We start from the raw sequence: 23,536 nt of genomic DNA, 5'->3' as shown, positions 1-23,536 counted from the left end.
GCATCAGGTACTGGCACGCACGATCAATTGCCAATCCATCAACACTCGCTCGGCGGGCGATTCAGGATCGTCGATTTTTTGCAGTAACAGTGAAAACGCTTTACGGCCAATATCACGCGAAGGTTGTGCGATGGTGGTTAGCGGTGGCGAAACCATTTCTGCCAATTCGGTGCCGTCAAATCCGGCGACGGCAATGTCTTGCGGCACGCGTAAACCGGCCTGTTGAATGGCGGATATCGCACCCGCCGCGAGCGTATCCGACACCGCAAATACCGCATCGGGCCGCTTCTCAGCCGCCAGTAATGTTTCCATGGCGTGTTTACCGGCGCTAAAACTCAACGCGCTGGCATAGGCAATCGCCTGCCATTCGAGCTGATGCTGCTGGAGTTCAGTTTGATAACCCTGCTGACGCAGCTGAGCATATTTATAGCTGAGATCGTGATTGATCAATGCGATGCGCTGACGACGGTTCTGAGCCAGGTAGCGTACAACCTGTTGTGACGCTTCTCTGTCATTGATACCGACACAGGAGATAGCGCCCGCGTCAGCATATTCAGCGCACTGAACCCAGGGTGTAGTGCCGATCAGATGCGCTAATTCCGGCAATTTGCTAAACGCATCCATGGTGATAATGCCATCAACGATTTTGCCGGCCAGCAGTTGCAAACTGGATCGCGAACGTTCGATATCCGAGCCGGAATTACACAGCAGAATGCGATAACCCTTTTTCTCGGCCTGGGCTTCGATCCCTTTCACCACTTCAGCGCAAAATGGATTAGAAATATCAGATACCATCACCAAAATCATTGAGCTACGCGCGGTGCGCAGTTGGCGTGCCAGCAGATTAGGCTGGTAGTTGCTTTCTTTAATGGCCCGTAAAACTTTGGCGCGGTTTGCTTCCTTCACGCTATCACTGTTATTAAGCACCCGAGAGACGGTGGCAACTGACACGCCCGCCAGCTGGGCGATTTTTTGAATCGACATGAAGCAACAGATCCCGCAACAACATTGATGGCATGCAGGCTACCATAAATTACCGCTAAGCAATAAGTTAGCACCGCCATGCCTGAAGGCTTAAACCTTAACCCAGCGCTGCTGTTGATGACTTTTGACAATGGCGTCAACCACGGACATCACCTGCGCGCCATCATAAAAAGTCGCGAACGTCGCCTTGTCACGCGTGGGTGGTGCGCTCTGCGCCACGGCCAGATAAAACTGCTGCATCATATTGCGGAAGGCATCAGGCCAACCTTCAATGTGCCCGCCGGGGAAACGCGCACGTGCAGCAATATCAGCGTTCAGTAGTGAAGGATCGTCAGATAAAAGCTGATTAGCCTGATGACGATGACCGATCCACAATTGCTGAGGCGTTTCTTGGTCCCACGCCAGCGATGCCGCGCTGCCGTTTACCTCAAAACTGAGACGATTTTTTCGTCCCGCCGAAACCTGCGACACGTTAAAGCTGCCTTTGCTGCCATCTTCAAAGCGAAACAGCACAAACCCCATATCTTCGGTGGTGACGTCGTGAGTGTGATACTGCACATCGTCCTGCTTGCCGCTGAAGGTTGATGCGCTATTGACGCTGGCCTTGCGCTTCGGCCAGACAATAGCGAGATCGGCCATCACTTCGACAATTTTTTTGCCCGTGACAAACTGAACCGTGTCGCACCAGTGTGAACCGATATCTGCTACGGCACGTGACGCGCCGCCCTTTGCTGCATCAACACGCCAGTTGAAGTCCGTTTCCTCCAGCATCCAATCTTGCAAGTAGCTGCCTTGCGCTGAAAATAGCCGGCCCAGCTCACCGTGGCGCATCATGCTGGCAGCCTGTTGCACCAGCGCAAACTGGCGATACACAAAACTGACGCCATGCACCACGCCCGCTTGCTCTGCAAGGTCAATCAGCTCATGCGCTTCATCCACCGTCATGCACAACGGTTTTTCGGAGAAGAGATGCTTACCGGCGCGTAATACCTGGCGATTAATTGCAGCATGCAAATGATTCGGCGTGCAGTTATGCACCGCCTCTAATCCCGCATGATTGAGAAATGCGCTTACCTCGCTGTACGCATGCGGCACATTCAATTGCTCTGCGTGCTTCAGCGCAGCAGGCTGGCTGGAATCACAAATCGCCACAACCTCGACGTTTCCTAAGCGACGTAACGCTTCAATGTGCGCCGGGCCAATAAAACCGGTGCCAATAATGCCTACTTTGATCATTTCAGGCCCCTTTATCCAAACCCAGTTGCGCACGCACACTCTCGCGCTGATCGCCCTGTGCGGCAAAATCATCAAAGGCGCGCCCGGCAACGGGAATAATGTGTTTTCGGATAAACTCAGCGCCTTCACGTGCGCCAGTGTCGGCATCTTTCAGGCAGCATTCCCATTCAAGCACGGCCCAACCGTCGTAATCGTATTGCGCCAATTTGCTAAAAATGGCGTTGAAATTAATCTGTCCGTCGCCCGGTGAACGAAAGCGCCCTGCACGATCAATCCAGCGCTGATAACCGCCATATACACCGCTGCGCCCATTAGTTACATATTCAGCGTCCTTCACGTGAAAAGCTTTAATACGTGAATGATAAATATCAATAAACTGTAAATAATCAATATGTTGAAGATGCAAATGGCTGGGATCAAACAGGATATTACAGCGCGGATGATTCTTCAGCAGCGCCAGAAAGCGTTCAAAGGTCACGCCGTCATGTAAATCTTCGCCGGGATGAATTTCATAACAAACATCTACGCCGTGACGATCGTACTCGTCTAAAACCGGTCCCCAGCGGCGCGCCAGCTCTGCGAAAGCTTCACTGAGTAACTGTGGATTATGCGGCGGCCAGGGATATAAATAGGGCCACGCCAGCGATCCCGAAAAGGTCGCATGCGACTGCAAGCCCAAATTAGCTGACGCTGCTGCCGCCAGCTTTACCGTTTTAATTGCCCATTCGGTGCGCCGCGTATTGTTGCCGCGCACTTCCGCCGGGGCGAACCCGTCAAACGCAATATCGTGAGCCGGATGAACCGCAATCAACTGCCCTTCCAGATGCGTGGATAATTCGCTGATCACCAAACCGTGCTGTGCCAGCAATCCGCTGACTTCATCACAATAGGTTTGGCTCGACGCCGCTTTTTCCAGGTCAAAAATAGAGGGGTGATTGCAGGGAATTTGCAGCGCCTTATAACCCAGCGCTGCAGCCCACTGCGCCAACCCGTCCAGTGAATTGTAAGGCGCCTGCTGGCCAATAAATTGTGATAAGAAAATAGCGGGTCCTTTTAACGTTTTCACGTACACCTCCAGTTTGAAAATTCTTAATCCCGATATTTAAAAGAGAAGAAGAAAATAACGGTGATTACCGCTGCCGCAACGGCAGGGATCCACCAAAACAGTGCCCAATTTTGCGCAGAGACTTGCCCCGCAACCAAATTGTTATAGAGCGCGCCGGAAATTTGTGAACCGAGCAACATACCAATACCGTAGGTGAACATCACCACCATGCTTTGAGCCTGACCTTTCACTTTGTCACCCGCGATGCGGTCGGTATAAATGAAGCCCACCACAAAGAAGAAGTCGTAGCAGACGCCATGCAGCAGGATGCCAAGATAAATCAGCAGACGTCCTTCTTCGCCCATGCCCATGGCAAACAGCGCATAACGCACGAACCAGGCAAACATCCCAATCAGCAACATGTATTTGACGCCAAGGCGGCGGAACAGCAGCGGGATCACCAGCATAAAGAAGATTTCAGACATCTGACCAAACGACATCAGGGTGCTGACGTTTTCAACACCTGCATCCGCCAGCCATGAAGCGGTAAAGGCGTAATAGGTGCCGAGAGGAATTGAGATCAAGGTGGCGCACAGCGCAAATACAAAGAAGTGGCGGGTTTTCAACAGCGCGAAGGCATCGGCGCAAAACAGGTCGCGCACCTTAAGCGGCAAGCCTTTGGCGGGCGCGGGTGTGTGCGGCAATGTCAGGCTGTAAACCGCCAGAATCACCGAGCAAATCGCAGCCACCGAGAAGATGGATACGCTGGCTGAAATGCCCGTGACACCGATAAAAATGCCCGCCACGATCCAGCCAATGGTGCCAAAAACGCGTACAACCGGAAAACTTTTATCGCTGTTTGCCAGGCTGTGAAACGCAATGTTGTTGGTCAATGCCAGTGTGGGCATGTAGCACAGCGTATAACCAAAGAGTAAGGCGATCAGCAGTGAGCCGTTTTCAGCAATCAGCGCTTGAGGCACAAACCATAAGATCACCGCACCTGCCAGATGCATAACGGCGAGCACCTTTTGCGACGGAAAGAAGCGATCAACTAACATGCCCAGCACGAACGGCGACAGAATCGACGCAATTGGCCCGGCCGAAAATGCATCTCCAATCAGCAATGACATGTTGTGCTGCGTCATCACCAACCCGAGCGTAACGGACCAGCTTCCCCAGATAAAAAATTGCATAAACATCATTAGCGACAGACGCGGAATCAGCATCCGCTGGTGCACAGCTATGTTTTCAGTGTTTTGCGTGGTGGAGATCATGATGAACCTCGGCGGTTAAAGTAATCGATTACATTCCTGACCCGTAAAAAGTAATCGATTACAAAATAAGGTTCTCACGAGCTGATCACATTTTATACACACAGAAATTCTCGCTCTGGTTGGCGGCTATCGCTTACTGAAGAGAGCGAAAAAACCGCAGGAAAAGAGACATGCGCAGCGGGTTCAGTTCAGCGTAAACCTGGCGCAATCTCATCACGCTGTCATCCATTGGGATTACGCCAAAACGTATTTACATGCTGAGGCAGTTATCCCTGATAACGTACCGCTTCAATCAATTTGGCAAACGCGGCGGTATGTTGTTTCCGGCTGGGGTAATAAAGGTAATAACCTGTAAAAGGGTCGCACCAGTCATCTAACACACGCACTAAATCCCCTCGATCGACTAAATGGGTAATAGTGTCTTCCGGCACATAGGCCACACCCATTCCTGATAATGCGGCATCAATCCGGGAAGCCAGATTATTAAAAATGAGCTGACCTTCTACTTTTACGCGAATTTCTTTGCCCTGCTTATTAAATTCCCAACTGTAAATTCCACCGCGCGTTGGTAGACGCATATTAATACAGTTGTGATTTTGCAATTCATAAGGCGTTTCGGGTTTACCAAATTGCGCAAAATAAGCGGGCGATGCCACCACCGACATACGCCAGTCGGGACCAATACGTACCGCTACCATATCTTTTTCAACTTGCTCGCCTAATCTCACGCCCGCATCGAATCGTCCGCTGACAATATCAGTCAAGGTATTATCTACAGAAAATTCAATATTCACGTCAGGATAGGTTTGTAAAAACGGTTTAAGCAACGGCCACAAGGTGGACGATAATGCATGTTCGCCCGCCGTAATACGGATATTACCGGAGGTTTTGCCTAAATTATCCGACAAACTCACCAGCTCTTTTTCGATGTCGGCAAACAGCGGAGCAACGTTTTCGATTAACCGTTCTCCCGCTTCAGTCGGCGCAACGCTGCGTGTAGTGCGCGTCAATAACCGCGTATTCAATCTCTCTTCTAACGCGCGAATGGCGTGGCTAAGCGCCGATTGCGACACCCCTAACTTTGCTGCTGCGCGGGTAAAACTGCGCTCTTTCGCCACCATGACCAGGTAAATAAGGTCATTGAAATTTTCTTTTAACATGGTCGGTTCTCGTCGGTGGGGAAATGCACTGAATAAGCTGAATATATGCGCAAATCTCAATAATTTTTAAATTTTGCTTTGCCACAATGTGATGTAGACAGAGTTATAGCGGGCTTGACGCCTTGGCGCTTCACTTTTTGGAGCAGTATTGATGATCATCATTCATAACGCCTATCGTGTTTAGTGCTCTAATTTAGTGTGATTGTTAATGATACGATTTCGTTGAAGTTGGCTTTATCGATATCTTTTCATTCATCCTGATACATCGAGGTCATTATGAACACCATTAAAACTACGTTGCTTTTGCTTGCCACGCTGCTAACAATCAACAGCGCCCTGGCGGTAAATGTGACCAACGACGTTACGGGTAAAGAGAAAATTGGCGTGGTCTCCGCGCAAGGCGCTTATTCTCTCGACCGCTTAACTGAAAAACTCTCCGATAAAGCCGCCGCTGAAGGGGCTTCTTCAATGAAGATCATCTCCGCAGGCGGTGAAAATAAACTTTATGGCGTTGCTGAAATATACCGTTAATCCGCAAGGACGAAAGTACGTCAAAACAAGCCAGCGCTTCAAATAACAATATTGTCTGATTTATTAACTTCCCTTGTTTATGGCACGTTGTCATCGGCTTGTTGCGCCATTTCGCCCTTTTCCCTGCTTCTTTAAAATTCCTTGAGAGTAAGAAAATGGACAGACATGACATTATCATTCAAGACCTGGTGACATGGATTGATGACAACATAAAACAGCCTTTGAAAATTGATGACGTGGCTGCACGAGCAGGTTATTCAAAATGGCATCTACAGCGAATGTTTCATCGTATTACCCATAAAAGTCTCGGACATTATATTCGCGATAAAAAAATGGAACTGGCTGCTCATGATCTCATTGATGGTTCCGAAAGCGTTATCGATATATCAGTCAAATATGGCTACGACTCACAACAATCTTTCACGCGGACGTTTGCCAAAAAATATCATGTCCCACCTGCAACCTTCCGCCGTTTAAACGCCCACAACTTTGACGCGAACGTGTGGGTTTAATAATCAAACCAATCCTCTCTCCGGGAGATAATAAATGCCTGATAAAGTGGCGTTAAAGCCTCTGGCGATTTTATGTGCGCTTTTTATTTTAAATTTAACAGGGTGTGATGATTCAGCGAACAATAAGGCTTCATCGTCTGAGGCTCCAGAAGTTCAGGTGATGACGTTACAACCTCAATCTTTACCCATGAGCACCGATTTACCGGGCAGAACCTCAGCGTATCGCGTCTCTGAAGTGCGCCCGCAGGTTGCTGGGATTATTCTCAAACGCACCTTTGTTGAAGGCAGCGACGTTAATGCCGGTGATGTGCTGTATCAAATTGATCCGGCCCCCTTCAAAGCCACGTTTAACAATGCTAAAGCCGCGGTAGCGGAAGCAAAAGCCAATGCCCGCATTGCGCAAGCGACGCTGGATCGGTATCGCCCTTTATTGGGAACGCACTATATCAGCCGCCAGGATTACGACCAGGCCGCGGCAACGGCAGCGCAAACCCGCGCCGCGGTAGAAGCAGCGCAGGCTGCACTTGAAAGTGCCCGCATAAACTTATCGTGGAGCACACTCACTTCGCCAATCAGCGGCCGCGTAGGACGTTCGTCAGTAACCGAAGGCGCGTTAGTGCAGGCAAGTCAAGCCGATGCGCTCGCCACCGTGCAGCAACTGGATCCGCTTTATGTCGATGTCACGCAATCAAGCCAGGATTTTTTGCGGCTGCAACAAGAGTTGGCCTCCGGCAGGCTTCAACAGCAAGCAGGCAAAGCCAGAGTTACCGTCTTGCTGGCCGATGGCAGCACCTACCCTGAATCGGGCACGCTGGCCTTCTCGGATGTCACGGTCGATCAAACCACCGGTTCCATTACCCTGCGCGCGATTGTGCCTAACCCTCATCACAATTTGCTTCCCGGCATGTTTGTGCGTGTGCGACTGGAGGAAGGCGTGAATCCACACGCGTTATTGATCCCTCAGCGCGCCGTGACGCGCACGCCACATGGTGATCCCACAGCGATGGTGGTGACGTCTGATAACAAAGTGGAAGTTCGTACATTGAACCTGTCGCAAACGGTGGGTGATAACTGGTTGGTTGCCGGAGGAATAGCGCCCGGCGAACGTGTAATTACTTCTGGTGTACAGCGTGCCCAACCCGGCATGCAGGTAAAACCTGTTGATACGGCGCCCTCTTCACAACCTGCTTCTTAAACGCCTACTGAGAACATTGATTGATGTCTAATTTCTTTATTAACCGGCCAATATTTGCCTGGGTACTGGCAATTATCGTCATGCTGGCCGGGGCAATTTCGATCCTCAAGCTACCGATTGAGCAATATCCTGATGTTGCGCCAACGGCGGTGCAGATCCGTGCCACCTATCCTGGCGCAGATGCCACCACGTTGCAAAACAGCGTGACGCAGGTGATAGAGCAAAACATGAGCGGGCTGGATGGCTTGATGTATATGTCCTCCACCAGCGATTCATCCGGGACGTTGCAATTGACGCTCTCTTTTGAAAATGGCACTGATGCGGATATTGCCCAGGTGCAGGTTCAGAACAAATTACAGCTCGCTACGCCGCTGTTGCCGCAGGAAGTACAGCAACAAGGGATAACGGTGCGTAAATCATCCAGCGTATTCTTCCTTGTGCCGGGATTTGTCGATGAAAGCGGCCGCATGAGCATGGAAGATATTGCTGACTACGTCGCGGCTAATTTAAAGGATCCGCTCAGTCGTATTAACGGCGTAGGTGATACCACGCTGTTCGGTTCGCAATATGCGATGCGCATCTGGCTCGATCCCAACAAGCTGAACAACTTCCAGCTGACGCCGGTTGATGTCATTAACATGATCGAGACACAAAACGCGCAGGTTGCAGCTGGCCAGTTAGGCGGCGCGCCACCCGTAAAAGGCCAGCAGCTTAATGCCTCGATCATTGCGCAGACGCGTCTGACGTCACCGGAAGAGTTCGGCAATATTTTATTGAAAGTGAACAGCGATGGTTCGCAGGTGCGTTTGCATGATGTGGCGCGTATTGAACGTGGCGGCGAAAACTACCAGTTTGTGGTTAAAATCAACGGCAAGCCCGCGTCTGCATTGGGAATACAGCTGGCCAGCGGTGCTAATGCGCTGGATACTGCTAATGCGATACGCGCCAAAATTGAAGAGCTGAAACCCTTCTTCCCGCAAGGTTTGAAAGTGGTTTATCCCTACGACACCACGCCATTTATTAGCATTTCCATTCATGAAGTGGTGAAAACCCTGATTGAAGCCATTGTGCTGGTGTTTTTGGTGATGTACCTGTTTTTACAAAACTTCCGCGCCACGCTGATTCCTACCATTGCGGTGCCGGTGGTGCTGCTGGGCACTTTCGCCATCCTTAACGCCTTTGGCTATTCGATTAATACCTTAACCATGTTCGGCATGGTGCTGGCTATCGGCTTACTGGTAGACGATGCCATTGTGGTGGTTGAGAACGTCGAACGCGTCATGGCCGAGGAAGGGTTAAAACCCAAAGCGGCCACGCGTAAATCGATGGGGCAAATTCAGGGTGCACTGGTGGGCATTGCCATGGTGCTTTCCGCCGTATTTGTGCCGATGGCTTTCTTTGGCGGCAGCACCGGCGTGATTTATCGCCAGTTCTCCATCACCATCGTTTCTGCCATGGTTTTATCGGTGCTGGTTGCCCTGATCCTGACGCCAGCGCTGTGCGTCACCCTATTGAAACCGATCAAAGCGGGAACACACGGGCAGCATGGCGGCTTCTTCGGTTGGTTTAACCACACGTTCGATCAAAGTGCACATCATTACACTCATTCTGTCGCCCGGATGTTGCAGGGAACAGGTCGATACTTACTGATTTATGGCGTGTTAGTGGTGGGTATGGCGATGTTGTTTATGCGTTTACCTACTTCGTTTTTACCTTCTGAAGACCAAGGTGTGTTGGCGACTCAGGCCATTTTGCCTGCTGGCGCGACGCAGGAGCGAACTCAGGCGGTGCTGGATCAAGTCAATGATTACTACCTCAACAATGAAAAGAACAATGTCGAAAATGTGTTAACTGTGAACGGTTTTGGCTTTGCCGGTCGTGGGCAAAACGTCGGTATTGCCTTTATCGGCTTAAAAGATTGGGCCGATCGTCCCGGCGATGAAAACAAAGTTGATGGCATTGTCAGCCGTGCGGCACAGGCATTCAGCAAAATCATTGATGGTCAGGTGGTTGCGTTTAATCTGCCGCCTATTATCGCGTTGGGTAACGCCACCGGCTTTGATTTCGAACTGATCGATCAGGCGGGATTGGGTCATGCAAAACTCACTGAAGCGCGTAATAAGTTGCTGGAGCTGACGCGTCAGCATCCTGACCTCTTGACCGCGGTTCGCCCAAACGGTATGGAAGACAACCCGCAGTATAAGATCGACATTGATCAGGAAAAAGCCGCCGCGCTGGGCGTTTCGCTTTCCGACATCAACACGACATTGAGCAGCGCATGGGGCGGCAGCTACGTTAACGACTTTGTCGATAATGGACGCGTGAAAAAAGTCTATGTCATGAGTGACGCGCCTTATCGCATGATGCCAAAAGACCTCAACGACTGGTATGTGCGTGCCAGCAACGGCAAGATGGTCCCGTTTGCCAGCTTCTCGACGGCAAATTGGGTCTACGGCTCACCGCGCCTGGAACGCTTTAACGGCTTGCCTGCTGTGGAAATTCTAGGCCAACCTGCGCCAGGCAAAAGTTCTGGTGAAGCGATGGCGCTGATGGAACAGCTGGCGCAACAACTGCCAACCGGCATCGGTTACGACTGGACCGGGATGTCGTATCAGGAAAGGATGAGCGGTCAGCAAGCGCCCGCACTCTACGCGCTATCGTTGATCGTGGTTTTCCTTTGTCTTGCTGCGCTTTATGAAAGTTGGTCGATACCTTTCTCGGTGATGCTGGTGGTGCCATTGGGCGTTTTGGGTGCTTTAGTCGCCACGCTACTGCGCGGCTTAAGCAACGATGTTTATTTCGTGGTTGGCTTGCTGACAACCATTGGGCTTTCTGCCAAGAATGCCATTCTGATTGTGGAATTTGCTAAAGATCAGATGGAGAAAGAGGGAAAAGCGATTATTGAAGCCACGCTGGATGCGGTGCGGATGCGTTTACGCCCCATTCTGATGACCTCGCTGGCCTTTATTCTTGGGGTGCTGCCGCTGGCCTTGAGTTCAGGTGCAGGATCGGGTGCGCAAAATGCGGTGGGCACCGGCGTAATTGGCGGCATGGTAGCCGCTACGCTGCTGGCGATCTATTTCGTGCCGGTATTCTTTGTGGTCGTACGTAATCGCTTCGGCAGCAATCAACATGACGACGAAGATGATGAATAAGCGCTGAGTTTTGCATAATCAAAGCCAGTCATGATGATGGCTGGCTTATTTTTCGGCTTGATGTTTATGAGCCCGCGTTAAAGCGCAGGTGTTCCCATAGAGATTATTCTGCTTAACTCTTCTGAGGCTTCTGTAAAATGCTCTTAACTCTCTTTTCATTCTCAATACGCTTAGAAAATTAATGAAAATAAGTCATAGATGCATTCTCGTTTTCTCCTCTAATCTTCATAAAACGATTTTGCTAGAGTTAACGTCATCGCCACATTTCCCGCTTTAAGGAGAAACAGATGAAAATTATCGCCAACGGATCTCAACCATCACGCAAAGGCCCTGAAGACTATTTTACCGGCACCGTGCGCATTGATTCGCCTTTTCAGGCTACCGAACCCGCACGTGTCGGCGGCGCTACCGTGACTTTCGAGCCGGGTGCGCGCACTGCATGGCATACACATCCACTTGGACAAACGTTGATTGTGATCCATGGCCAAGGCTGGATTCAATGTGAAGGCGAAGAGATTCGCGTCATGAATCAGGGCGACATTGTCTGGATTCCAGAAGATGTTAAGCACTGGCACGGTGCGACGCCGGAAACCGCAATGACGCACATTGCCATCGCTGAGTCAGTAAACGGCAGCCCGGTTGACTGGATGGAAAAAGTCAGCGACGAGCAATACCGTAAATAAGCGGCTGTTGTTAGACAGCAATAAAAAAGCCTGTGTAATGCAGGCTTTTTAGTTAGCGTGTACTTACTTTCATCAAACCTTTGCCCCCTTCGCTCATTCACATCTTCACGTGATCAATGAGTGCGCGAAGTTTGGCTGCCAGATTCTTTCTGCTGGGAAAATAAAGATAAAAACCAGCAAAGGTGGGTAACCAGGCATCCAGTAACGTTACCAGCTCGCCCCGATCGATATAAGACCTGAACGTCTCTTCCATACCAAACGTGATACCGCCGCCCGCGCAGGCGGTGCGAATCATGACGCCCATATCATTGGTGGTGAGCTGCGGATTAACCGCCACGTCAAATTCACGCCCGTTCTCAGCAAATTCCCAGCGATAAGGCGATAATCCCGGCCCTTTACGCCAGCCAATACAGCGATGTTGAATCAATTCATTAGGATGTTGTGGCGTGCCATAGCGCGCCAGATAACAGGGTGCCGCGACAGTAACCTGCCGTTGCCGGGAAGAAACCGGCACGGCGATCATATCCTGCGCAATGATTTCCCCCAGCCGCACGCCAGCGTCATAGCCTTGCGCCACAATGTCGAATTCGTCGTCAGTGACAGTGATATCCAGTTCAACCTGCGGATAACGTTCAATAAACGATGCCAGTAATTCTCCGCCTATTATCCGCTCAGCAATGGAAGAGATCGCCAGACGCAGCTGTCCACGCGGTTCACCCGCCAGCTCGGTAATGTCAGAAACGGCGCGATTCAGTTGCAGCATGGCGGGTGCAACGTCGGCATAGAGTCGTTCGCCTGCTTCTGTGAGGCTAATACTGCGCGTTGTACGTCGCATCAATGAGACGTTTAGCCGATCTTCCAGTCGACGTAATGCCTGACTGATTGCCGGGCGCGTTACGCCAAGCCGCTCAGCAGCAACGCGGAAATTGCGCGTTTCGGCTACCGTAACAAACACATCCAGCGCATTTTTATCTAACTGCATTGGTTAGTTCCTGTTACCAGTCTATGAAGGAATAGGTGGCTTATCTTTATAGCTGAGAGCCTTTACGATCACTAGCGATATCTAAACAGGAGATGAATGATGAACAAAGTGATCTTAATAACTGGTGCATCAAGTGGAATTGGTGCAGGCATTGCCCGCGAACTGGCTGCTGCTGGCGCAACGCTCTTATTGGGCGCGCGTCGTGTAGATCGTCTGCAAACATTGGCCGAAGAACTGCGCTTTAATGGCGCAGACGTTGCCGTTCAGTCGCTTGACGTCACGCAACGTGAATCTGTACAACAATTTGCTCAAGTCGCGCTGGAAAAATGGGGACGCATTGATGTGATGATCAATAACGCAGGCATCATGCCGTTGTCGCCGATGGCATCACTTCACGTCGACGAGTGGGACCAGATGATCGATGTGAACATCAAAGGTGTGCTACACGGAATCGCTGCGGTATTGCCAACAATGCTGACGCACCAACGCGGGCATATCGTTAATATTGCCTCCATTGGCGCATTAGCGGTGTCGCCCACGGCGGCCGTCTATTGTGCGACAAAGTTTGCAGTGCGCGCCCTCTCCGATGGATTACGCCAGGAAAACAGCCAGCTACGTGTGACCTGCGTTCATCCGGGCGTGGTAGAAAGTGAATTGGCGAATACCATCACCGACCCGTCAGCCGCCGATGTGATGAAAAGCTACCGCGCAATAGCACTGCAGCCCGATGCGATTGGTCGTGCGGTGCGTTACGCGATTGAACAACCGGATGATGTTGATGTGAATGAGATCGTCGTTCGCCCTACTCGCGCGCCACACTAATCCACGCCCCGATGTTGCGGCATCGGGGCGTGGCTCTCTTCCTGACGCCTGCAGAAATACACCAAGATTTTACCCGCATTATTCGGCGTTACAGAACATCGCCAGTTTATTTCCGGCGGGATCGCGCAAATAGGCAACATAGAAATTGCTGCTATAGCGCTCACGAATGCCCGGATCACCCTCATCCGTTCCGCCTGCCATTAAACCCGCTGCATAGATCTCATCAACTAACTGACGCGTTTTAACACGAAACCCGGGCATCATGCCGTTGCCGGGTTCTGCTTTGCCGCCGTTGTAGGGTTTGCTGATAAACACCGCGCCGGGACCATTGTGTCGATCCGGTATATCGGGCAGCGAAAAGATGAGCTGCTCACCATCTACCTCTTTTTCATAACCCAGTGGCAGTAAAACAGCGGCGTAAAATTGCCCGGAAAGTTCAACATCATTGGCACCGATAAAAAGATAGCTAAGCATTGTGGCTCCTGTTTTTCACCGTTTAGAAAATCATTTTTACGCAATAAACCATCAAGGTTAAAAAAATTGTGTCGATAATTAAAATCCTGGTCCAACGTTCGTCGAGTTGCCATTTTGGATCGGTATAAAATTAACCCAATAATTACTAACAGGTTTTAACGCTACGCTTTCTTTAAAATTTGCTTTTATCCTGCGGGTATTGCGTAGGCAGGCTTTAAACGAAACGGAATAAAGATGACCCTGGCTTAAAAAGAGTAAACCGCCGGATGGAAAATGCGTCAGACACGTTCTAAAGTGCACCTGCTTATTCATGCCAGCTAAAAATAGAGATCTCGAGAACGACTATGCTGTCGACACTTATCTACAGAAGCCATCTGTCTGCAGGCGTATCGTTGGGTGCGTTAGCGCACACCATAGAAAAGTCCAGAATCAACAATGAGAAGATCCACGTTACCGGCATTTTGCTGTTTGACGGCGCGCATTTTTTTCAGGTTTTGGAAGGGCCTGATGCGAGTGTAAGCGCTGTTTATGAACGTATCTGCCATGACAAGCGGCACAACAATTTGGTTGAGTTGATGCGCGACTACGCACCCGCCCGGCGTTTTGGCCACCTCGGCATGGAGCTTTTTGACCTGCGCCATTATGAAAAAAAACGGGTACTGCAAGCCGTGCTCGCTAAAGGAACGTCCCGCTTTAATTTGACTTATGATGACAGAGTGCTGAAATTCATTCGCACTTTTGTTGAAGATGATAATAAAAAACCCTTTATAAATACGGCTCATCTAGAAAACTGGGATCTTATTCAGCTTCCGGTCACGCCACGCAGAGAATATGACAATTTCCAGCCGGGTCAGAACTGCCAGTTTGCCTTACAACCCATTGTTGATGTCGCTAATAAAAAAGTTATCTCTTTCGAAGCGCTTATTCGCAGTCCAGATGGCGGTTCACCGGTTGAGTATTTTTCTACACTGTCTAAAGATGCGCTTTATAAAGCTGATCTCGACTCAAAACGCTTTGCTTTTGCGCTGGCAAATAAAATGGGCATGGTTGATCAGACAATTTCAGTGAATCTCTTACCGATGTCTTTAGTGACAACAAAAAATGCGGTAGATATTTTACTCAGCGAGATCAAGGCCAGCGGACTGGTTCCTGAGCAAGTCGTAGTAGAGGTGACGGAGGATGAGGTCATCTCTCGTTTTGACGAATTTGATTTTGCTATCAAACAATTACGATCGGCTGGCATTGGTTTAGCCATTGATGACTTCGGCGCGGGTTTTGCCGGCCTTTCATTGCTGGCGAAATTTCAACCTGAAAAAGTTAAGATCGATCGCAATATTATCTATGATGTTCATAAAAGCGGGCCGAAACAAGCGATTGTTCAGGCAATAATAACCTGCTGTACGTTACTGGAAATTACGGTTATTGCGGAAGGTATTGAGAAATTAGAAGAGTGGTTATGGCTTGAAGCAGCGGGTATTCGTTATTACCAAGGTTTTTTATTTGCTCGCCCACAGCTTAATGGCGTTTCGCCGGTGAACTGGCCGATAATCAAAGATGAATAAACAACCTGTTTACCCTGCCATGTGATAAGTGGACACGCACATCAAGCAAAAGGTGTTAAACGCCAAACTTTCAACATTGTATAGTTGTCGGCGTTTATAACCGGAGAAAAAAATGAATCCCGTTTTTGATATTTTTACCAGCCATAAAAGTGAACGCAGCTTCACCGAACAATCCATTGATGAAGCTGCACTGGGCCGTATCGTCGCATCTGCCTATCGTGCGCCAACTTCCGTCAATTCACAGCAGGTTTCACTGGTTATCTCTCGCAAGGCGGAATCCCGTGAAAAAATCGCCGCTATCGCAGGCGGTCAACCCTGGATTGCCAAGGCGCCGGTCTTTATTACTTTTGTGTTGGATATGCACAAGTCTGGCCAGGCGATGGCCGCCATCGATAAACAGCAAATTGCTCAGCAAAGTATCGAAAGCATCGTTTCAGGCGCCACTGACGTCGGCATCGCGTTAGGGGCGGTTATGGCAGCGGCTCGCGCGGAAGGATTAGGCATTGTGCCCATCGGCGGCATTCGCCGTGATCCAGAAGCGATGATCGATCTGCTTAAACTCCCGGCTCATACTTTCCCGGTGGTGGGTGTCGTGATTGGGCATGTTGATGTTCCAGCGCATCAGAAACCGCGCCTGCCTGTTGCCACTTTCCGTCATGAAGAAACTTACCAATCTGCTGATTTAGAACAGCACATCTCAGACTACAATCAGGAAATGGTTGCACACTGGCAGAACATTGGACGCAACGACGGCGAAAGCTGGAGCGAAAGCGTCAGCGGTTACTACCAGAACATTTACTTCCCGAAAGTCTTATCCGCGCTGCTGAAACAAGGTTTTGGCAACGATAAATAATCGTCACTTTTCCCACTACGCGACTTTGTCGTGGTGGGAATTGCCCTTCCCCCTCTCGTTTGCTGCCTCTTTCAACGCCATAACACGAATTTGCATCACGCCACCCCTTTATCAGCTGAGCGACATTGTTGTATTAATGGCATTCAGGATTGCGCTTTACTGCCGACTCAGCCATTAAGGGATCATAAATAATGAAAATTGTTATTCCACTCTATCAAGGCGTCACGCAACTCGACTTTACCGGACCTCATCAATTTTTTAGCCGTCTACCCGAGACAGAAGTCATTACTGCCTCGCTGGGAGGCGAGCCGATTAAGGCTGATAACCTGGTGTTCAGTGAACTGCAGGATCTGAGCCAGATTGAATCCTGCGATTTGCTGTGTGTACCCGGCGGCGGCGGCTGTTTGCTGGCGATATCGAACAGCGACTATATGTCGCATATACAGCGTCTCGCTCAACAGGCTCGCTATATTACCTCGGTCTGCACCGGCGCATTGATTCTCGGCGCGGCGGGTTTGCTGGAAAATAAGCGGGCTGCCACCCATTGGGCCTGGCGTGAAAAGTTAGCCTGTTTTGGTGCAATTCCTGATGATGCGCGGGTGGTTAAGGATGGCAATGTTATTACTGGCGGCGGCGTAACAGCGGGAATTGATTTTGCGCTGGTGGTTATCGCTGAGATTTATGGTGAGGAAACGGCACAACGTATTCAGTTGGGTCTGGAATATGCGCCAGCACCGCCCTTTAATGCGGGACGACCAGAAACAGCGCCTGCTGAAGTTGCGGCTTCTATGCAACAACGGATGACAGAATCGAACCTTGAGCGCTGTTCCGATCCCCGATTACCTGCAGCGCTGCGCGATCGCTTATTAGGCCGCTAAGCGAAAGGGTTAAGGCGCTGCCGCTGTGGAGCCCCCGGCTAAAGCGTTGTTATCTTAAAGAACAGCGCTTTTCATCGCGACAAATTGATGACCATGTCAGTGCATTTTAAGTGGGCTTGCGCCAGCCTGGAATAATAATGGCCTTCCTGCACAGCAACGAATCCGTGCTGCTCATAAAAAGAGACCGCATTGGGGGTGGATGAAAGAGTGAGATGCGATATTTGACGCTTCCTCGCCTCAACTTTGATCGCATTGATGATCAGGCTAGCCAGACCTTTGCCGGCGTAGTGCGGAAGCGTGAATATTGCCTCAACGCTATTGCTCGCAAGGTCAAGAAAACCCGTAGCCACAGGTGAACCTTCGACGCCATCTATCACAAAAAACGGATTGGCTGAAATCACCGATCTGAAGCTGGCAGGCATAGCGTCTGGCGTCCAGGCCGTTACAATGGCAGCGTCATAAACTTCTGCGCAGCCACGGCGAATGGCCAGATTTCTGATCTTCCAGAGAATTTCTGCTTCATTAGGGGATGCCCGCCTCACTTTCACAGCACTTTCCTTTCAAGATGTATACGCATGAATTCTGTTGGCTCAGTAAACCATTAAAGCGAATCAAAATGCCACCGCAGAGAAAGAGCCGCTGGATTACCGCCTCTTTCTCCGACATTCACTCAACCTGTTTCTGACTTCTATAATCAATCTCAGCAAATAGATGAGGGCGTCTCAATGATCAAAGTATGCGCGACATGCGGTACATCTTATGAAGAGCAAGCAGTGAAAATAGAACGCTGCAAAATATGTGATGATGAGCGTCAGTATGTGCCCGCTACCGGACAAAAATGGGTACCGTTATCAGCCCTGCAAGAGAGTCATTCGAATAAATGGCAGTCACATGCAGAGAATTTATTGAGTATTAAAACTGTGCCCAATTTCGCTATTAATCAGCGAGCTTTTTTACTGAGAGCACCAGAGGGAAATGTGTTGTGGGATTGCATCGCGAACCTTGATCAGGCCACTAAAGCGCTGGTGGATTCGCTGGGCGGAATCAGCGCCATTGCCATTTCCCATCCTCATTACTACACCACCATGCAAGAGTGGGCAGAGGCGTTTAACGCCCCCATCTACCTCCACGCCAATGACAGTGAATGGATCATGCGTAACAGTGCTTTCATACGTCTTTGGCAAGGCAATGAACTGGAACTGATGCCCTCTGTAAAACTCCTACGTCTGGGAGGACACTTTGCCGGCGGCTGCGTGCTTCACTGGAACAGCGGCGATGGTATTCTGCTTGCGGGCGACATTGTTCAGGTCACGCCCGGCGCGGATGCCGTCTCGTTTATGTGGAGCTACCCCAATATGCTTCCGCTGCCCGCAGCAGTGGTGAGTGAAATGACACGCCGCCTTTCTGGCATCCACTTCAACCAACTTTATGGAGCATTTGAAGGGCAAGACATTCACGACAGTGCACACGATATTGTGCTGCGCTCAGGTGAAAAATATATTGCCTGTCTTCAGTAACCTGCCTTTAAGATAGCGTTAACGCAGCACGAAATATCTGGCATAAGGAAAATGCATGCACCTTGATGACATAAGCTCAAACAGATTGCTCTATCGCCGCCTTACTCTTGATGACTGGCCGTTCTTTTTAGCGCTGAATCAGGACAGGTCGGTGATGAAATATATTTCAGACCCGCGCAGTGAAGATGAGATTAGAGAACATGCCTTTGATTGCCGAATAGCGGAGTGGCAAAAAGGGTGTGATCATTGGCTTTGCCTGTTGATGCATGAAAAACCGTCAGGTTTGCCCGTTGGCGCAACAGGTTTTATTGATCGTGGTGAAGGCATTGCTGAAGTCGGTTTTGTCCTTTCCGCCGCGTTTCAGGGAAAAGGCTATGGCATTGAATCTCTACAGGCCCTGATTGAATTTTCTTTCAAGCAGCATGACTTCAGAAAGCTGGTTGCCACCGTAACGGCAGGCAATGAAGCATCAAAAAGAACCTTAATAAAGGCAGGATTTCTCCAAGAAGGCACTTTGCGGCGCAACTATTATCTTGACGGAAAGTGGCAGGATGACTGGATATTTGGGCTGCTAAGGGAAGAGTATTTGGCTGAACACGAAAAGTAATCTGAAGCGTGTACGCTGTTGATTTAAAAACATTTATTGCATATGCATCAACCAACACCATCACCTCACTGTTTTGAAGAAAAACAGTGAGGCAGACGCTGAATAATGTAGAACGGAATAAACGATAACATTCACGAAATATATAAAATTTCATTTAAAGAAACAAAAAGTAATAACACAATGAAAATAACTCGCTGTATAAAAATGCGATCGTTACGCAGGGTTTAAATTAATTTTCGCGCTACGCTTGCAGGCTTTTAAAGCTTGTCTATTATTAAGTCTGTACGACGCGCATGACCGAGTTAATACGGTTATGCAATATAAACTCTTGAGGAGAACATAATATGACTCAGCACAGAGGCGGATCAGGTAACTTTGCAGACGACCGTGAAAAAGCAAGCTCAGCCGGTAAGAAAGGCGGACAGCATAGCGGCGGCAATTTTAAAAATGACCGTGAAAAAGCGTCCGACGCAGGGAAGAAAGGCGGGCAAACCAGCCGCCGCAGTTAATAAGCCATGAATCATCTCGCTTATTATTAGAGGCAAAGGATTGCCTCACTCTTTGCTTGTTTTACTGAATAGATGACTTTTTATTGAATAGATAAATCCCTCCGCTAACTGATTGAATACTCATGACTACTTACATAATCAATGTCGCCGCCTCTCACGAGAGTACAGCGCCTAACCTGTCTACGAATGATTCATTATTGAAAGAAATTCACGCATTCTGATCATCTGCAATTACCTCCCGTTACACAACGATCTTAAATATTTCTCTATTAAAAACGGCTCTTCTGGTCTGTCAATCTCTCTTCCCTGCATGCTACTCCTCCGGCAGAAAATATTTCCCTCTCCTTTATTTCCGATTAATTTTAGCAGCACTCAATAAAGATGGTTTAAAGAGCAGTTACACCCTGTCATGGCGAAGTTATATTTATCGATCACACTTTGGCGGCAACCAGAGTTCTGAGGCAGGAAAACCGGACAGCTACATTTCGTTATTAATTAAAAAAGATATGCTCCGTGTTGATATTAACCCAATCAATGGAAGCTGAGCGTGGGTGACGCCTTTTTGGCAAACAGTGATTAATTTTGAGGTACTGAACGTGGATTACTCTGGATGGAACAAATTCGAGCTGGCAAGCGATCCTGATCTACGTTGAGTCATTCAACAAAAAAGGCTTTCTGAAATAGTCAGAAAGCCTTTTTATCAATACAACATCAATACAACTTTTTGCCGGCCGTTTGCAACGTTATTGCGATAGCGCTGGAAGCAATGATCATCAGAGAAACACCCAATACAATCATGGCATTGAAGCCAAACGACTTGAATAAAAGCAGCCCGACAATACAACCTGACAAAAATGAAAATATCGTCGTCAAATGCGTGTGCAATTGCTTCTGATAAAAACGACGATTGCTGGCATCTTCTCGCGAAATAAATGAAGTCAAATAGGAACCAAAAGCAATCCCGGCATCGGTTAAGGTTCCGGTAACGTGCGTTGAACGTACACGGCCATTTGAAAGTTGGGTTGAGGTTGAGTTGTGCACCCCCATCAAGAACCCCAATAGCACCAGTACTTCGCCGTTATAACTCGGCGAGTAGAATACGGTTTCAAAAACCGAGGCAGCAGTTAATGCCATTCCTTCAAAAAGAATAATCAGGCAATAAATGGTCCGCATTTTTCGCTGCTGCCCAGCAAACACAGCGAAGCGTGCCGTTGTACAACCAATGACAAACGCAGTTATCAGTACCGCTAAAAAAAGCAGGCTATGAAGATCTGAAGTAGAGACCTCAGACGAAATTTGTGAAGCGTTCCCCGTCATGTGTGAAGGAAAAAAACCAAAGGCACCGAGCGCCATTGCATTTAATATTCCCGCCGCCGTCGCCAGCACCAAAGCCAAATAGCGATCTTCAGTGTGCGATCTTACGCGCTTCTTTTTTATTAGCACATTATTCCCCGATAAGATTTTTGCGATGAAAAGGAAACAACTAATGTGTTGTAAGCATAATAAAGAATACAACCTTATGCGCAATGTGCTTGCTATTACAGAATACTCTTACTCTTTAACTATTTGATTTAGTAGTTATTTTAAATTTCATTCAGCTTACTTGTAGAAGTGTAAATATTCTACGCCCTTTTCTCATCCGCGTGCGTTTATGTGTAGAAAGTTATTTAAGTAGCGGCTAAGTTTAGAAACTAAATAAAGTGTCAAATAACAGCTTCCCACTTAGCCATTAATTCACCATCAACTCTCTGAGTCGTGCAAGAAGCCACTGAAGGGCAGGATCGTTGTCGCGCCGTTTGTGCCATAGCAAAGAAAGCGGAATATCTGGGCTTTGTACCGCGACGTCACTGCCCACTAAACCGAAGGGTATCCATTCCGCCGCTAATCCATCAGGAACGGTGGCCAAGGCAGGCATCTGTGTAAGAATTAACGGTAGCGCAGAAAAGTGTGATGAGACATAACGCACCCGCCGCTGTAAGCCTTTCAGCGCCAGTTGTTGATCAATGGCGCTGTGGCTTGCGCCACGATACGAAACCCACAGGTGTTCATGGTCAGTAAAGGCTTGCAGTGAAAGAGGCGCTGTACGTGCCCTCAAATTTTTCTGTACGCGACTTACCGGCTAATCCACGATAAACAGCCTGGCACCAACAGACGTAGATGAACGGTGCGCCTCAGCATTATCAGCAACCTGATAACTGGTTCCTGGCGTCAATACAAACGTGCGGCCATCTTCCAGTTCAGTGTGTAGTTCGCCCTCAAGGCAAAAAAGAATATGACCTTTTACACACCAGTGATCGGCCAGATAACCCGGCGAATACTCCACGATGCGCACGCGAATATCATTAAAACGTTGGGTTCGCCATAAGGCGCTGCCCTTTTCACCCGGATGCACCTCAGCTTCAATTTCATTCCAGTTTGTGGTCCCAAACGGCAGGTTCTCAATTTTCATCCGTGTTCCTTATTTGGTTAGCTGCACCTGCTTATCGATTTTTGAACGGCGTGCATGAACGTTCATCCGATCAGCACCTCAGACTACACGAGTTATTAAGAAAAAGGTTCTGAATCGACTTTACAGAAAAGCCCCTTAAATTTTCCCTAACCAAGGCGCGCGTTAAGCAGCAGTTTGAAATCGATATCACCAGCTGGAGAAGGGTCAGACTAATAATGTGCCAGCAATATGCACCTTCTAAATCTCTTTTTTTGCATTCTAAAAAGCGAGCAACTGCCCGGCGAATGAGGATGATAGCGTACTTACTTGCAATGAATAATGAACACATCCCACGTCAATCTGACGTTTACTAACCTGGCCTTGGTACCTTTATTGCTTTTCAGCAGGCTCCTGTAACCCGCCTAACTTAATCAGCAGGCGTTTTAAGTCAGCAATATCCTGCACGTCCAGCCCTGCGGTCATCAACTTCTCGGCATTTTTTGCCTGCTCGATCATCCGCTCCATCATCATTTTGCCCTCTTCAGTCATTGTAACCAGCTTTCGACGACGATTAGCAGGATCAATCACCACGCTCAATAGCCCACCTTTAGACATGCGTTCAATCACGTATGTCCCGGTCGCTTTACCGAAACCGGCGCGGTGTCCCAACGTCTGCTGATCGCAGGTTGTCTCTTCTGCCAGCACAACCAGGATAGCGTACTGCAAGGCTGACAAGCCGGTATCGACGCTTTGGTTCCAGCACGTCGAAGAGTGTTGCCCCGCGCGACGCACCAGATGCATTAATGAGGTATCGCCGTGTGGCCACCGCGGAGCAGCGAGGATTAAGTCAGGATTATTAGGCATTGACTAACGTGACTCCAAAAGCAGTAAATTACAGTTCGAACTGATACAGTTTTTACCGAAACTATAGGGTGGAGCGTGTTTCCAAAATAATGCGCATGGATAAGCATCTCAGGCGCTGCAATTGGCGTTCAGGTTCGCTTCGCGCTGAAACATGTGGATGTTCAAATGCATCTGATCATCTCAAAATGGGCACACGCAACGATTTATAGGGAAACACCCTAAAGTGTACAAGACGTTGCCGCCCTCGCCTCTAAGAATGCCTGCG

At 49.1% G+C, this 23,536-nt stretch carries 24 protein-coding genes and 1 pseudogene; 13 read left to right on the top strand and 12 right to left on the bottom strand.

Translation table 11 applies throughout. From position 1 onward, the window contains the following. Positions 1 to 3: 3 nt before the first annotated feature. From MUG06_RS16750 to MUG06_RS16730, 5 genes are all read right to left on the bottom strand, one after another. Positions 4 to 984, bottom strand: coding sequence for a LacI family DNA-binding transcriptional regulator (locus MUG06_RS16750; RefSeq protein ID WP_215848495.1), 981 nt, complete (start codon positions 982 to 984; stop codon positions 4 to 6). 90 nt (positions 985 to 1,074) lie between these two features. Then, positions 1,075 to 2,220 carry a Gfo/Idh/MocA family oxidoreductase gene (locus MUG06_RS16745; protein ID WP_215848496.1) on the bottom strand — a complete coding sequence of 382 codons (1,146 nt, stop codon included), beginning with the start codon at positions 2,218 to 2,220 and terminating at the stop codon, positions 1,075 to 1,077. Position 2,221: 1 nt separating this feature from the next. Then, positions 2,222 to 3,286: a sugar phosphate isomerase/epimerase gene (locus MUG06_RS16740; protein WP_243079314.1), complete on the bottom strand. Its 1,065-nt coding sequence runs from the start codon at positions 3,284 to 3,286 to the stop codon at positions 2,222 to 2,224. A 23-nt stretch (positions 3,287 to 3,309) separates the two neighbouring features. Continuing rightward, positions 3,310 to 4,539 (bottom strand): MFS transporter, encoded by a 1,230-nt coding sequence (locus MUG06_RS16735; protein WP_215848498.1) that lies wholly within the window; start codon positions 4,537 to 4,539, stop codon positions 3,310 to 3,312. A gap of 266 nt (positions 4,540 to 4,805) precedes the next feature. Next, positions 4,806 to 5,699, bottom strand: coding sequence for a LysR family transcriptional regulator (locus MUG06_RS16730; RefSeq protein WP_243079313.1), 894 nt, complete (start codon positions 5,697 to 5,699; stop codon positions 4,806 to 4,808). 276 nt (positions 5,700 to 5,975) lie between these two features. Here MUG06_RS16730 and MUG06_RS16725 point away from each other — a divergent pair, with 276 nt between their 5' ends. The 5 genes from MUG06_RS16725 (at position 5,976) to MUG06_RS16705 (ending at position 11,775) form a co-directional block, all read left to right on the top strand. After that, positions 5,976 to 6,230, top strand: coding sequence for a YdgH/BhsA/McbA-like domain containing protein (locus MUG06_RS16725; RefSeq protein WP_215848499.1), 255 nt, complete (start codon positions 5,976 to 5,978; stop codon positions 6,228 to 6,230). Positions 6,231 to 6,385: 155 nt separating this feature from the next. Next, complete coding sequence (locus MUG06_RS16720; RefSeq protein ID WP_243079312.1) at positions 6,386 to 6,742, top strand: helix-turn-helix domain-containing protein; 357 nt, start codon at positions 6,386 to 6,388, stop codon at positions 6,740 to 6,742. 34 nt (positions 6,743 to 6,776) lie between these two features. Beyond that, positions 6,777 to 7,937, top strand: a complete 1,161-nt coding sequence (locus tag MUG06_RS16715; protein ID WP_243079311.1) for an efflux RND transporter periplasmic adaptor subunit — start codon at positions 6,777 to 6,779, stop codon at positions 7,935 to 7,937. 23 nt (positions 7,938 to 7,960) lie between these two features. Next, positions 7,961 to 11,092, top strand: coding sequence for an efflux RND transporter permease subunit (locus MUG06_RS16710; RefSeq protein ID WP_243079310.1), 3,132 nt, complete (start codon positions 7,961 to 7,963; stop codon positions 11,090 to 11,092). A 287-nt stretch (positions 11,093 to 11,379) separates the two neighbouring features. Continuing rightward, a complete protein-coding gene (locus MUG06_RS16705) occupies positions 11,380 to 11,775 on the top strand; it encodes a cupin domain-containing protein (protein WP_215848501.1) in 396 nt (131 codons plus the stop codon). Positions 11,776 to 11,872: 97 nt separating this feature from the next. Here MUG06_RS16705 and MUG06_RS16700 read toward each other — a convergent pair whose 3' ends face one another. Then, positions 11,873 to 12,757, bottom strand: coding sequence for a LysR family transcriptional regulator (locus MUG06_RS16700; RefSeq protein ID WP_243079309.1), 885 nt, complete (start codon positions 12,755 to 12,757; stop codon positions 11,873 to 11,875). Positions 12,758 to 12,853: 96 nt separating this feature from the next. Between MUG06_RS16700 and MUG06_RS16695 the strand changes: the two genes are divergently transcribed. After that, positions 12,854 to 13,579 carry an SDR family oxidoreductase gene (locus MUG06_RS16695; RefSeq protein ID WP_215848502.1) on the top strand — a complete coding sequence of 242 codons (726 nt, stop codon included), beginning with the start codon at positions 12,854 to 12,856 and terminating at the stop codon, positions 13,577 to 13,579. Positions 13,580 to 13,657: 78 nt separating this feature from the next. On the opposite strand, the gene MUG06_RS16690 is transcribed toward MUG06_RS16695, so the two are convergent. Continuing rightward, positions 13,658 to 14,053: a VOC family protein gene (locus tag MUG06_RS16690; protein WP_215848503.1), complete on the bottom strand. Its 396-nt coding sequence runs from the start codon at positions 14,051 to 14,053 to the stop codon at positions 13,658 to 13,660. Between the two features lie 344 nt (positions 14,054 to 14,397). On the opposite strand from MUG06_RS16690, the pseudogene MUG06_RS22850 reads away from it, so the two are divergent. The 4 genes and pseudogenes from MUG06_RS22850 to MUG06_RS16675 all read left to right on the top strand — a co-directional run. Next, positions 14,398 to 14,613, top strand: a pseudogene (locus MUG06_RS22850) (BLUF domain-containing protein); the annotation flags it as partial. A 57-nt stretch (positions 14,614 to 14,670) separates the two neighbouring features. Further along, complete coding sequence (locus MUG06_RS16685) at positions 14,671 to 15,615, top strand: EAL domain-containing protein (protein ID WP_347568901.1); 945 nt, start codon at positions 14,671 to 14,673, stop codon at positions 15,613 to 15,615. Positions 15,616 to 15,727: 112 nt separating this feature from the next. Further along, complete coding sequence (locus MUG06_RS16680; protein WP_243079307.1) at positions 15,728 to 16,468, top strand: nitroreductase family protein; 741 nt, start codon at positions 15,728 to 15,730, stop codon at positions 16,466 to 16,468. Positions 16,469 to 16,659: 191 nt separating this feature from the next. Further along, on the top strand, positions 16,660 to 17,346 hold the full coding sequence (locus MUG06_RS16675) for a DJ-1/PfpI family protein (protein WP_243079306.1): 687 nt from the start codon (positions 16,660 to 16,662) through the stop codon (positions 17,344 to 17,346). A gap of 71 nt (positions 17,347 to 17,417) precedes the next feature. Here the strand turns inward: MUG06_RS16675 and MUG06_RS16670 are convergent, their stop codons facing one another. Next, positions 17,418 to 17,894, bottom strand: a complete 477-nt coding sequence (locus tag MUG06_RS16670; RefSeq protein ID WP_215848506.1) for a GNAT family N-acetyltransferase — start codon at positions 17,892 to 17,894, stop codon at positions 17,418 to 17,420. 177 nt (positions 17,895 to 18,071) lie between these two features. Here MUG06_RS16670 and MUG06_RS16665 point away from each other — a divergent pair, with 177 nt between their 5' ends. The 3 genes from MUG06_RS16665 (at position 18,072) to MUG06_RS16655 (ending at position 19,979) form a co-directional block, all read left to right on the top strand. Beyond that, on the top strand, positions 18,072 to 18,863 hold the full coding sequence (locus MUG06_RS16665) for an MBL fold metallo-hydrolase (protein WP_243079305.1): 792 nt from the start codon (positions 18,072 to 18,074) through the stop codon (positions 18,861 to 18,863). A gap of 55 nt (positions 18,864 to 18,918) precedes the next feature. Continuing rightward, the gene (locus MUG06_RS16660) at positions 18,919 to 19,470 is read left to right on the top strand and encodes a GNAT family protein (RefSeq protein WP_243079304.1); all 552 of its coding nucleotides are present in this window, start codon (positions 18,919 to 18,921) and stop codon (positions 19,468 to 19,470) included. 344 nt (positions 19,471 to 19,814) lie between these two features. Continuing rightward, complete coding sequence (locus tag MUG06_RS16655; protein WP_215848509.1) at positions 19,815 to 19,979, top strand: general stress protein; 165 nt, start codon at positions 19,815 to 19,817, stop codon at positions 19,977 to 19,979. Between the two features lie 711 nt (positions 19,980 to 20,690). Here MUG06_RS16655 and MUG06_RS16650 read toward each other — a convergent pair. The 4 genes from MUG06_RS16650 to MUG06_RS16635 all read right to left on the bottom strand — a co-directional run bounded on the left by MUG06_RS16650 (position 20,691) and on the right by MUG06_RS16635 (position 23,271). Then, a complete protein-coding gene (locus tag MUG06_RS16650) occupies positions 20,691 to 21,422 on the bottom strand; it encodes a YoaK family protein (RefSeq protein WP_243079434.1) in 732 nt (243 codons plus the stop codon). A gap of 286 nt (positions 21,423 to 21,708) precedes the next feature. Next, complete coding sequence (locus MUG06_RS16645; RefSeq protein ID WP_243079303.1) at positions 21,709 to 22,074, bottom strand: LysR substrate-binding domain-containing protein; 366 nt, start codon at positions 22,072 to 22,074, stop codon at positions 21,709 to 21,711. A 24-nt stretch (positions 22,075 to 22,098) separates the two neighbouring features. After that, a complete protein-coding gene (locus MUG06_RS16640) occupies positions 22,099 to 22,428 on the bottom strand; it encodes a DHCW motif cupin fold protein (protein ID WP_243079302.1) in 330 nt (109 codons plus the stop codon). A gap of 369 nt (positions 22,429 to 22,797) precedes the next feature. After that, entirely contained in the window at positions 22,798 to 23,271 is a 474-nt protein-coding gene (locus MUG06_RS16635) for a MarR family winged helix-turn-helix transcriptional regulator (protein WP_243079301.1), read from the bottom strand. Positions 23,272 to 23,536: the final 265 nt, after the last annotated feature.

The sequence above is a fragment of the Pantoea sp. MQR6 genome, assembly GCF_022761075.1.
GTDB classification, from domain to species: Bacteria; Pseudomonadota; Gammaproteobacteria; order Enterobacterales; family Enterobacteriaceae; genus Pantoea; species Pantoea phytostimulans.
The sequence above is the reverse complement of the archived record's forward strand: the minus strand, read 5'-3'. Positions and strand labels throughout refer to the sequence as shown.

Coding starts and splice junctions, on each gene's coding strand:
- MUG06_RS16750 (WP_215848495.1), bottom strand. CDS start 984: ATGTCGATTCAAAAAATCGCCCAGCTGGCGGGCGTGTCAGTTGCCACC.
- MUG06_RS16745 (WP_215848496.1), bottom strand. CDS start 2,220: ATGATCAAAGTAGGCATTATTGGCACCGGTTTTATTGGCCCGGCGCAC.
- MUG06_RS16735 (WP_215848498.1), bottom strand. CDS start 4,539: ATGATCTCCACCACGCAAAACACTGAAAACATAGCTGTGCACCAGCGG.
- MUG06_RS16730 (WP_243079313.1), bottom strand. CDS start 5,699: ATGTTAAAAGAAAATTTCAATGACCTTATTTACCTGGTCATGGTGGCG.
- MUG06_RS16725 (WP_215848499.1), top strand. CDS start 5,976: ATGAACACCATTAAAACTACGTTGCTTTTGCTTGCCACGCTGCTAACA.
- MUG06_RS16720 (WP_243079312.1), top strand. CDS start 6,386: ATGGACAGACATGACATTATCATTCAAGACCTGGTGACATGGATTGAT.
- MUG06_RS16715 (WP_243079311.1), top strand. CDS start 6,777: ATGCCTGATAAAGTGGCGTTAAAGCCTCTGGCGATTTTATGTGCGCTT.
- MUG06_RS16710 (WP_243079310.1), top strand. CDS start 7,961: ATGTCTAATTTCTTTATTAACCGGCCAATATTTGCCTGGGTACTGGCA.
- MUG06_RS16705 (WP_215848501.1), top strand. CDS start 11,380: ATGAAAATTATCGCCAACGGATCTCAACCATCACGCAAAGGCCCTGAA.
- MUG06_RS16700 (WP_243079309.1), bottom strand. CDS start 12,757: ATGCAGTTAGATAAAAATGCGCTGGATGTGTTTGTTACGGTAGCCGAA.
- MUG06_RS16695 (WP_215848502.1), top strand. CDS start 12,854: ATGATGAACAAAGTGATCTTAATAACTGGTGCATCAAGTGGAATTGGT.
- MUG06_RS16690 (WP_215848503.1), bottom strand. CDS start 14,053: ATGCTTAGCTATCTTTTTATCGGTGCCAATGATGTTGAACTTTCCGGG.
- MUG06_RS16685 (WP_347568901.1), top strand. CDS start 14,671: ATGGAGCTTTTTGACCTGCGCCATTATGAAAAAAAACGGGTACTGCAA.
- MUG06_RS16680 (WP_243079307.1), top strand. CDS start 15,728: ATGAATCCCGTTTTTGATATTTTTACCAGCCATAAAAGTGAACGCAGC.
- MUG06_RS16675 (WP_243079306.1), top strand. CDS start 16,660: ATGAAAATTGTTATTCCACTCTATCAAGGCGTCACGCAACTCGACTTT.
- MUG06_RS16665 (WP_243079305.1), top strand. CDS start 18,072: ATGATCAAAGTATGCGCGACATGCGGTACATCTTATGAAGAGCAAGCA.
- MUG06_RS16660 (WP_243079304.1), top strand. CDS start 18,919: ATGCACCTTGATGACATAAGCTCAAACAGATTGCTCTATCGCCGCCTT.
- MUG06_RS16655 (WP_215848509.1), top strand. CDS start 19,815: ATGACTCAGCACAGAGGCGGATCAGGTAACTTTGCAGACGACCGTGAA.
- MUG06_RS16640 (WP_243079302.1), bottom strand. CDS start 22,428: ATGAAAATTGAGAACCTGCCGTTTGGGACCACAAACTGGAATGAAATT.
- MUG06_RS16635 (WP_243079301.1), bottom strand. CDS start 23,271: ATGCCTAATAATCCTGACTTAATCCTCGCTGCTCCGCGGTGGCCACAC.